Below are 11710 nucleotides of genomic sequence, written 5' to 3' on the forward strand. Positions count from 1 at the left end.
ATCTAATAAAGCAGTAGAAGCTCTTATCTCCCGATCACTTCGAATTCTTCGAAAAGATCTACAATTATACCTTCCTTTACTTATCTCTTTTTTGTTAAAATAAAAGCATTTTAACTGCCATTAAGAAACGTATAGCATGTATTTACTCTAGTGTGTCTTATTTCGAGAAAGTGTCTGGTGGCGTTTTATAAACACTTTAAGATATACTTCCCAGGTTGAATTTTGAAGAATTTTGTTCTGTTATGGGGCTACGAGAGAATATAAGTTTAAACATGATGTTTAAGCCTCTTTTTTTGTTGAATACATAACTCTAAATAACAATTTTCTGAAGAAAATAAAAGAAACACTTGTGGAGATGTTACTCCTTTAAAAGTGTCAGGTCTCTGTGTATACCCTAATAGTTAAAATATCCTTTAATACATTTTGTAGTGTGCCGAGGTAGGTGCGTATTTAAGAAATAAGACTATAATAATAAAGTTTAATTTTGGCGATAAAAAGAAGTTTCAATTGTGTGTTTAGCGCGCCTTCTTTATATAATCTTAGTCTTTAGAGGTTGAATGCTCTAAAATGGCTTGTAAGGTACTATGGAGTAGTTATAGCTGTTATTGTTGGTCGGAATCTTGTTATGTATTCGCTGTTGTTTTATTCCTTTTAAGGTATTCTAAGAATTGTTTCTTAGAATTATACCGAGATATATTTTAGTTCATATTTGATACCTCGCTAATGAATAAAAACAAAAATCTTTGGATATTAATATCCAAAGATTTCTGTTTTAAATCCCACATTCGTTCACATTGAATGAATGTGGGATTTCTTTTGATTGTAATTATTATTTGTATAAAATTTTATTACCACCCGAAGTTTTGAAACTCTACACCAATGGCATTAAATTTATTTTGTTCTGTTAAAGGTATAGGCCACAGTAAATATCTCTGAGCTGTAACATCTCTTTTTTGCACTACAATTCTATCGTAATCTAATTCTTCTCCATTTTTAGTGATTTTCATTCCGGTAACCACACCTTCATAGTCACTTTGGATTTCCCATCTACGCAAGTCGTAATAACGCTTCCCTTCGAAGGCTAACTCAATACGACGTTCATTACGTAGTTTTAATTCGAAATCTTTGGTAGAAATACTAGCAGGTATATCTGGCATACCAGCTCTTGATCTAATTAGATTAACTGCTGCAAGTGCTTCAGAAGTAACAGCACCTCTAGCATAAAAGTTAGCCTCGGCAAAGTTTAAATAAATTTCAGCCATTCTGTAATCAGACCAATATCCATCTACATTATAGTTGTCTTTAGACTCATAATTAACCCATTTTCTAAGATAATAACCAGTTCTTGTATATTGGTTACTTGTCGTAGAAATACCAGAATTACCACCTACAAAAGTTTCAACCTGATCCGAATTATTACTTAAATTATTGTAATTACCATTACATATTATCGAAGAAAAAAGACGTGGGTCTCTGTTTTCGTATGGGTTCTCTGGATCGTATAAGGTGTTATCTGTATTGTAATTAGGTTGTAGGTGTTCGCTATCTAGATATGGCATCTCTGGGTTAAGAATCGGTTTACCATCAATAGTTTCGTAAGCATCAACTAATTCTTGCGAAGGACTCATTCCTGCTCTTAGTACATCTTGCTTAAAAGGAATACCATAATTAGCCCATAAGGTCATTCTTGAGTTTCCTTTTATGGTCTCAACCTCGATTGTAGGATTTTCTACACCTTCAGAGCCGGTAAGGAAATATTCTTGATATTTAGAATATAGGTTGTTATTTGCAGTACTGCCAGGATTATACAAGCCAAAACCTGCATTTTCAAGGTTCTCCATAGCCTCTTTTGTCTCGGCTAAGGCTTCTTCCCAAAAGTTATTGCCATCGTTCCATAATGGACTAGCAGCAAAAAGCATGGCTTCCGATTTAATAGCATAAGCTACTCCACGAGTCATTTCTTTATCTTGAACACCACTAACGACACGAAATAATAATTCAGGTTGTGCTAATGCAGAATTACAATCGTCCAATATTTGTTGCACATTGTCATAAAATGTTGGTCGCTCCATATTAGAATAATCATAATCGATTTCTAAAGGATCTGTATAAATAGGCATTGGACCATAGCGCTTAATAAGTTGAAGATAATAGTATGCTCTTAATAAATAGACCTCTGCTTTCCATTGACCACGGTACGATTCTACGTTAAAATACGGTACGTTATCTACATTAGCAAGGAATATATTACAGCTACGAATTCCTTCCCACATGTCGTTGTAAAGCGAACTTTTAAGGAGGTTATTGTTGGAATTCATGTCGCCTTCATAATACGATAATGTACTATTACCTGGAATTACGTCTTGCGCATCCTGTGCTTCATCTGTATAAGAGGCTAGAAAGGTTGAACCTCCACCACCGGTGCTCAAACCTGGCATATAAGAATAGCAGGTTGTATAATATTTTCCGGTTAGTGTGAAATCGGAAAAAATCTCATCATACGTTAAAAGACCATCCGCTTGGTAATCAAAAGCGCTTTCGCAAGATGTGGTCAACACGCTTAAAGTCATTAATATGTATATAATTTTTATTTTCATTTTTTCTCTTTCTTAAAATGTTAGATTAAAACCTAAGACGAAAGCTCTACGGCTAGGTGAAGTATTTACCCCCGACATAGCTACCGTCTGATCGTCACTTTTCATGTTATCCAGATAAAACAGATTTCTTGCGCTGAAAAAGATTCTGGCATCTTTCATAGACATTGTGTTAGACCAATTTTCAGGAATAGAATAACTTAAAGTCACTTCTCTTAGTTGGAAATAGCTCTTGTCTTGTAAATAGTAGTTGTTAGCTGTATTGCTGGAACTTCCGTTAAGGGATAATGCAGGAGCTGTAATTTCATCACCATTCGCATAGCGTTCAGGAGTCCAGGCATTTAAATGTTGGGAAAAGAATGTGCCTCCGCTATAAGATTCATAATATCCAGCCCCGCTGTTAAACGAGGTTACTTGAGATTGCCCAAATACCAAAGCAGAAAGATCAAAACGTTTCCACTTCATGTTTAATTCACCACCATACGTGATTCTTGGAATAGAAGAGTACCCCATTGGAGCTCTATCTCGAGTATCGATAACACCATCGTTATTTAAATCTTGATATTTAAAATCGCCAGGTCTTGGCGAGTTTCCATCGTAGCTTAGTCCTGATCCAGTAATTTCAGCTTCACTATTAAAGTAACCGTTACCGTTAGAATAGTCAATTAGGTAACCCCAATTTTGTCCAATACGTTGCCCTGTTGTAGTGTAAGGGTAAGCATAATCATCCCCCTTGTATAATTCAGCAGCATTAACCACTTCGTTGTCGTTAAAAGCAAAATATCCATTTACACCGAATGATAAGTCTTCAGAGAAGTCTTTTTGATAACCTAGAACGGTTTCAAAACCATAAGATTGTACTTCTCCTTGGTTCATTAGGGGTAGGGAGCTTGAAGCCACACCATTCATCGAAGGGATAATCTGGTTATTAAGTAGAATATCTGTGCGCTTGTCATCAAAATATTCAAAAGATAAAGAAAGTTGATCCCATAAACCAATCTCGAAACCAATATTGGCAATTCTAGACGTTTCCCAAGTAATATTTGGATTACCTAATCTGTCTTCAAAAATTCTTGTCCCAGACGATGTTAGGTTATCTTTATATAGATAGCGATCGCTGGTACCTAAATTGTCATTACCTGTATAGCCATGGGAAGCATAAAATTTCAGGAAGCTCACCGTTTTATCATTTTTTAGAAAATCATAGTTGGAAAGCACAAGAGCGGCCGATAAAGAAGGGAAATATCCATAACGACTCCCGGAATTAAATTGCTCTGAGCCTTGAACACTCGATACAAAATCAGCATAAAATAAATTTTTATACGAATAACTCGCATTAAATCCATAAGTCATTTTAATATAAGGCTCAATAGCATCATCATCATTAGAAGGGGCGCTATAATATTGCTTTTGGATTAAAACATTGGAGCTCACACCATGATCTCCAAATGTGTTCTCGTAGCTTAAGTGTCCTTGGAATTGGGTTCTATAACTTGTAGATACAGTCTTTGCTAGTGTTAATGGTTCGTCTTCATTAGAACCATATTGCACAAAAGCTAAACTGTCTGTTACTGTTTCATCTCTTCTGTATCTAACATAATCGGTACTTGCATTAATATAAGAAGTAGGGGTTGAGTAATACATTAAATCTCCTCCGGCACTTAACCCAGGTAGTAATTTCTTAAGGTCTATGTTTAATCCAGAAAGGGAAGTGATATTCGTTCCAGTAGTTTTTACATATCCAGATCTATTTATTAGGGCGTATGTAGAAGTGGCATCTGTCTCTGTAATAATTACATGCCCCTCAGGGGTAGTTGGACCATAAATTGTAGGAGGCTGATTAAAAATAGAAGTATAAATGTTACTCCCTTTAGTGTCTATATTATTATTAACCTTAGCGCTTAAATTCATGTAACCACTAATGTAATCATTAACTTTAATATCTAAATTGGAACCAAGGCTAAATTGGTTGGTGCCATAGGTTTCGCTTACTGTACCGTCTGTTTGATATGGGGAATCTTGATGAAGATATCCCATTCCTACATAATATTTAAAGGTTTCCGAACCTCCTCTTCCACTTACATGAATATTCTGAGTTTCTACTAAAGGATCAATAAACATATCGTACCAATTATTGTTAGGGTACAAATCTAAATTTTCTCCAGAAGCATATTGTTCAATATCGTATGGTGAGTATATAGTACCAGAATTGCCATCGTTAGCCCAGGCCTCATTGTATAATGAAGCATATTGAGCAGAGTTTAAAACAGTAGGGCTTACCATAGCATCTTCCATGGTATAGTTTGCTGTTACTTTAATAGTAGACTCTCCGTTATAACCTTTTTTAGTCTTCACAGAAACGATACCGCTAGCACTTTGAAAACCGTAAAGAGAAGTAGCAGCAGCGTCCTTTAATACGGTTACAGATTCCACGTCGTTCAGGTTTAAATAGCCATAATTATCTGTTACCATACCATCGACTATAATTGTCGGGGAATCTCCGTTAAGAGTAGATTTACCTCTAATGTAGCCGTTAGCATATCCTGGAATTCGGCCCGTAAGTGCGCTTCCCAGTCCAGTAGCTCTAGTTCTAGATAATGCATCTGCTGTTAAGGTAAAGGCCGAAGCGCCCACAGAACTCTTTGTGCGGTCGCCTGTTAAAAGCGAGATCGTATTATCTCGACCAGAAACATCCGATTCCAAAACGATATTAAGATCTTCCTCTTCTTGAAAAATTATTTCCTTGCTCTTGTAATTATTTAAAGAAATAATTATTACTTGATTTTGTGTTAAACTCCCTTTAATAATGAAGCTTCCATCTTCTCCACTAACAGTAGAACTTATATCCGTTTCTGGACATGATATTGTGGCTCCAGGTAATTCATGTCCGAAGACATCTTTTACCGAGCCATTTAGAGTAAAATCCCCTTGTTGTGCATTTGCATGCTCCATCGTTGATATGAAAGTAATCAGCAAAAGGAATAATATCTTTGGTATTCTATAATTTTTTAAATTTATCATTGACTTTAAAATTTAATTGTGAATAATCCAAGCTAGATTACCATCCAGGATTTTGAATATTAACTTGAGTGTTGGCAAGAATATTTGAGACTTCTGATGCATCAAATGGATAAAGCAGAAATTTGTTTGTGTAACATAATTTCTCAAGACCTGAACCAGCCCAACCTGTTTCTGGGTGGTAGGAATCATTAATTTGGAAACGCTGATAAGTAAAAGTGCCATCTTCGTTTTTCTCGATCCACATACCTGTTTCATAACGAATAACATCCATGTTATCAGTAGGGTTAGTCCAACGACGTACGTCATAATATCTGTTTTCTTCATAAGCAAACTCAATACGACGCTCATTTCTATACATTAAACGTAAGTTCTGCTGGTCGATACTAACGCCTTCTACTTCATCAATATTCGGCATGTTTACACGATCGCGTATTGGTTTAATAGCTGCGACAGCTTCCGTAAGCTTATTATTTTCAATTAAACATTCTGCATAATTCAAGTATAATTCTGCAAGACGCATATAGCGAAAGGAAACTCCAACACTTTTACCTCTACGAGCTAGAGGATTGTAATGTCTTCGAGGGTAATATCCTGTTTGTGTGCGTTGTGTATTACTTCCGTCGATAGCACATTCTCCTGTTCTGAAAATATCTAATGTAGTTTCTACATTACTACTGTTAAGAGCTGTAGATCCATTATAATATACTGTTGCATAAAAACGTGGATCACGATCTACATAAGGATTCGTTTCATCATAGCCCGACTCTAAATTTAAATTTGGTGAAAGGTGTTTTACGTCATTATACGGTTTAGAGAGATCTAAAATATATTTACCGTTTGACATTGGATAAGCATCTACCAGTTCTTGAGTAGGAGTCATTCCTGCCGAAGCAGCATTGTTTATAGGTAATCCTTGGTAATTCCAGGCAGTAGAAAAGTTTTGAGTTCTTAAAATGGTTTCTTTGTCTATTGGATTGTCAGAGTAATCTTGTGTTGTACAGCTGTATTCTTGATAAGCATTGGTTCCAAAATAACTAGGAGAACGTACGCTTGTGTACAATTCAAAACCATTATTTAAAAGGTCATTTAAAGATTCTTCGCATATTGCTTCCGCTTCTGGCCAGTAATTCTCTCCTTCGTTAAATAATGAACTAGCCATGTAGATCGCTGTTCTCGATTTTAGTGCAGCAGCTATACTTTTGGTCATTCTTCTGTAATCGGTGCTTACAACAGGTCTCCAAGGTAAAGCGTCTTCGTTCATGGCTTCGTCACATTCACTTATAATAAAATCTGAAACCTCTTTAAAAGAAGACATAACAAGTTCTGACTCGTCGAAATCTACATATGCAGGATCGGTAATAATAAATGCTTTTCCATAACGCTGAATAAGCTCTAAATAAAAGAATGCACGTAATACTTTTGCTTCGGCAGTCCACTTTGCGCGTTCTTCTTCCGAAGGAACAGCTGCGGTCTCTATTTGAGAAAGGAATACATTTGTTCGGCGTATTCTTTTGTAAAAATGCTCCCAGGCTCCCACTTTATAGCCAAACATATTTGATTGATAGGCTAGTGTATTACCAACTTGACCCCAACCAATATCTCCATCGGTGTTACAGATTCCTTGATACAGGTAAGCACTTTTAGCTCCGTTTCTACCAATGCTCCAAGTGTCATCCGAAATGGATACGTTCTGATTTTCAATACCCGTATACCCATATCCGTATGCCATGAATTTTTCATAACACGAGGTTAAATAGGCTCCGGTAGTCGTTTCGTCAGAAAAAATATCCTCCGTAGTTTGAGTTCCATCTGGTGAGATGTCTAACACCTCGCTGCAGGAACCAAATAGGATTAAGGATAAGGCAGTAATTAATATTTTTGTTTTCATAATATAATTTTTTAATTTTTAAAACCTAAAATGTGACATTCAAACCAAAATTGAATATTTGAGCAATTGGAATGTAATGGGCGCGAAATGCTTCAGGGTCCAAATGTGTAAAGCGACTGTTGGTCCAGGTAATTAAATTAGATCCGTTAGTGTATACTCTTAGTCTTTTTAAGGATAGCTTGTCACACACGCTTTTTGAAAAATTATATCCCAACTCGGCAGTTTTCAATCTCACATAAGAAATGTCGGAGTTGTAATAATCGTTTTCTGTATGTGAGGAAGAGGCTGTATAAGCAGATAGGGCAGGGGCGGAAATTGGCTGACCGTTATCCCATCTCTCCTGTGTCCAGCTGTTTCTTTGAAAATCGTTGTAAGAACCCGGTTCTCCATATTCGTATATTCCGGCAATACCATAACTCTTGGTAACTTGGGCAACCCCTTGAAACATTAAAGACAGGTTGAAACCTTTATAATCGAAATTGAATGTAGAACTATAGGTAATTTGTGGAATTGTAGGAAATCCGATAATGTCTTTATCTTCTGGACCAATGACACCATCGTTATTTAAATCTTTGTACTTTAAATCTCCTAAACGTGGTGTACCACTAGCATAAGAATATAAATTAATCTCTTCCTGAGAAATGTAATACCCGTTACCTTCCGATTCCCAATCGACTAAATAGCCTACGTTTGAGTTAAGAGGGTGACCTTGACTTTCATATCTTAAATTATAGTCTTCACCCTGGATGGCTTCATCACTAAAAACATTATTGTTTTTTGCGTAGGAAAAGATGCTTCTGTTAGCAAAGGTGAAGTCGTTAGTAATTCTTTTGCGATATCCTAATTCAATCTCAAATCCTTTGTTTTCAACTATTCCAGCATTAACTTTTGGGTAAATACCAGATAAACCAACTGCATCACTTACGGTTTCTCGAGTTAGTAAGATATTCTCTCTCTTTTCTCTAAAAACATCTACACTTAGGCTTAAATCGTTATTAAAAAGACCTAATTCCATTCCGTAATTTTGTTTGTATGCAACCTCCCAAGTAATACCAGGGTTCCCGATTAAGGTTTCATAGGCTGCATAATCACTAATGGTATTAATGTTTCCGCTAGTTGTTATATTCCATGCATCTTGGTATAAAAATCGATTTCCTCCAATTTTATCACTACCTACTTTACCATAAGACGCTCTAAATTTAAGTTTGGAGATAAAGTCTACAGATTCCATAAATGGCTCATTAGATACAACCCATCCAAGAGATCCTGCAGGAAAGAATCCAAAACGGTTTCCTTCGGCAAATTGTTCCGATCCATTATAACCAAGGTTAGCCTCAGCCATGTACTTGTTTTTAAACATGTAGGTTCCTCGGGCAGCAACCCCCAAGTAATTATAAGCAAGTGCTTCTTCTTGGTTATCGCGCTGAGCTAGCACCATTCCTGTTACTTTATGTATGTTATTAAAAGTTCGGTCGTAATTTAAAAGCCACTGATAATTCGCTTTAAAATAATATCCTGAACTCTTAGATAAAGAAAGGGTATAGAGTTGGATATCCGATTCAGGAGTAAATGAAACGGCATCATAAACGTCGCCTTGTAATGTTTCTTCTTCGGTAACTTTATACTGGTAGCTGTTAAAACTCTTGCTAGCACTAAGGGTTGAAGTAGAATACGTGTCAAATGAGGCCATAAATTTGGTTGATAAACCTTTAGTAATCATGCCTAAATCGAAATCAAGAAAGGCGGTCGAGCTGAAGTTGTTTTTTTCTTGAGTATTATATCCTTTAAAATTCATTAAAGCATATGGATTGGTGTTACTTACATTTTCTGGGGTAATGGCAATGCCTTCTAGGGCTCCATATTCTTTCCAGCTTGCATCAGTAATAGGTCCAGGGGTAAGCGCATTCATGTCATTAATACCGTAATATATATTTGACGCAGAGCCAGTGGTTCCTCCTGTAGTATTAACATAACCACCCATTTTAACACCTGCAGAAATCCAATCGTTAACTTTTAGGTCCATATTACTTCTAAAGTTGTATCGGGTTAATGAATATTCCGGATCATAACCTATCTCATCTTCAGGTTGTGCTTCATAAAAAGATTTTTGATTTAGATACCCAACATTGAAAAAGTATTTAAAACGATCATTTCCACCAGACATATTTAAGTTGTGTCTATGCATAGGAGCAAAATCTCTCATCATAATACCATACCAATCTGTATTGGGGTATAAAGGACTTGTACCTGATTTCATTAAGCCAATCTGTCGGTCTGAATATTGCGGTTCGTAACCATCGTTAATCAAGGCTTGGTTTCTCATTGCAGCATAATCCCAAGAGTCCATCATATCTGCCTTATAAATTAAGTGTTGTAAACCAAATTCGTAAGTATAACTAACATTAAGTTCTTTAGACGACCCTTGTCTAGTAGTAACTAAGATTACACCATTAGCTCCACGTACACCAAATACAGCAGTGGAAGAAGCGTCTTTTAAAACGGTAACGCTTTCTACTTCGTTGGGATCTAGTTCTGTAAGGTTATCTCGAGGAACCCCGTCAATCAAAATTAAAGGACTAGAATTATTGGTCGTACTAACTCCTCTTAAATAAATAGAATAGTCTTCAGATCCTGGGCGACCATTGTTTTGAACGGTGGTTAAACCCGATAGCTGCCCGGTAAGTGCTCCAACGATATTAGGAGAAGGGCTACGTTTTATTTCTTCTGTTTTAATAGATGCTACAGAACCAGTAACGCTTATTTTGTCTTGCTTTCCGTACCCTACGACAACTACTTCGTTAAGTTCGGAGAGATCGTCTTTCATTGTAATGTCGATTACGGATTTATCGGTAACAGAAACTTCTTGACTAATCATACCAAGATAACTAAATACAAGAATAGCATCATTAGGAACTTCTTTCAAAGTGTATTTTCCTTCTAAATCTGTTACTACACCTTTATTAGTATCTTTAATAATAATTGTTACTCCAGGAATGGGGAAGCCATCATGGCCAATTACTGTTCCTTTTATGGTTTTGTCTAATTGTTCAGATAACACAGGGGATATCATTTTTAAACTCAAGTCTTTGGAATATAGTTTAATAGAGCTAGTAAAGGAAATAAAGAACAGTAGTAAAAGGGGCGTTTTAATTTTTTGAAAAAATAATTTACAATACTCTCGATAGTCTCGATAGTAAGGATAATCGATTTGTGATTTTCTCATTGGAATTATATGATTGGGTTAGTGATTTAAGGCAATACTGTCTAATTTTTTTATAAAATATAGTGCTCTAGATTGAACTGTTTAGCGAAAACAAAATCTTATAAATTGGGTTTAGGTTGTAATTTTGATGTACTATAGTCTTTTTTATCATAATATTTTACAGATACAATTTAGTGTCAGTTTTATTTATTAAACTTTTTTATTGTTATCGAAAGTGCGATGATCTCGCAAGATGTTTTAACAATGTGTACGCTATAAAAGCGTAAAAAATTATTTTGCTCTTTGTTATAATATTGAGAATTCTATAATATTTATTTCTAGGCTCCCAATCTGGCTGTTTTGTAGGTTAAAACGTTTTTTTTGTCTTCAACAATCCAAAATTTATGCTTGTAATATTTTTTTCGGAAACTCATAATATTTAAACTATTCTTATAAGTGGGAGGGCTTATAAAAAGTAAGAATGATCCGAATGTTAAAATTATTGTAAATTCCAAGGAAGGCTGTTATATAAGTTAACATTTTAATATACTATTTTAACAAAGTTTAACTATTTGATAATAGTATTGACTTTGTGTTGTTTAACTAATGTATTTTGTTAGTTTTATAGGTTACTAAAACCTGTATTGCCTGTTTTACGAATTGAAGTGAATTTTCGTGTATATATTGCTCCTAATTTTTAATGTACGTTTTAGAGTTGGCTTTTTATTAAGAAGGCTGTAATAGATTATAATTTTAACTGCACTTGAAACATAGGGTGTCATTACAAAGTATACGTCTTTAATAAGATACGCATCTTATGGTACGCAATCGTTGTATTGATTATATTAGAAAATCTGAGTCTATTAAAACCCTTCACGATAGTATTGCACCGTGTCAGGGTAAAAATGATGTCGAATGCACCTTTATTTCGGCAGAATTTGAAACATGGTTAATGTATAAAATTACCTTGCTTCCTAAAAAAAGTAGAATCGCATTTGAGTACAG

General features: G+C 35.4%; 5 protein-coding genes. 1 reads left to right on the forward strand and 4 read right to left on the reverse strand.

The features are described 5' to 3' along the window. Positions 1-848 precede the first annotated feature (848 nt). The 4 genes from ACFFVB_RS16240 to ACFFVB_RS16255 form a co-directional block, all read right to left on the reverse strand. The gene (locus tag ACFFVB_RS16240; RefSeq protein WP_382384279.1) at positions 849-2597 is read right to left on the reverse strand and encodes a RagB/SusD family nutrient uptake outer membrane protein; all 1749 of its coding nucleotides are present in this window, start codon (positions 2595-2597) and stop codon (positions 849-851) included. A gap of 12 nt (positions 2598-2609) precedes the next feature. Next, entirely contained in the window at positions 2610-5546 is a 2937-nt protein-coding gene (locus ACFFVB_RS16245; RefSeq protein ID WP_382384280.1) for a SusC/RagA family TonB-linked outer membrane protein, read from the reverse strand. A 106-nt stretch (positions 5547-5652) separates the two neighbouring features. Next, entirely contained in the window at positions 5653-7503 is a 1851-nt protein-coding gene (locus ACFFVB_RS16250) for a RagB/SusD family nutrient uptake outer membrane protein (protein ID WP_382384281.1), read from the reverse strand. Positions 7504-7528: 25 nt separating this feature from the next. Next, positions 7529-10573, reverse strand: coding sequence for a SusC/RagA family TonB-linked outer membrane protein (locus ACFFVB_RS16255; protein ID WP_382384282.1), 3045 nt, complete (start codon positions 10571-10573; stop codon positions 7529-7531). Between the two features lie 949 nt (positions 10574-11522). On the opposite strand from ACFFVB_RS16255, the gene ACFFVB_RS16260 reads away from it, so the two are divergent. Next, a partial coding sequence (locus ACFFVB_RS16260) for an RNA polymerase sigma factor (protein WP_382384283.1) occupies positions 11523-11710 on the forward strand: 188 nt, incomplete at its 3' end.

Origin of the sequence: Formosa undariae, assembly GCF_042427615.1 — a bacterium.
Taxonomy (GTDB): Bacteria; Bacteroidota; Bacteroidia; order Flavobacteriales; family Flavobacteriaceae; genus Formosa; species Formosa undariae.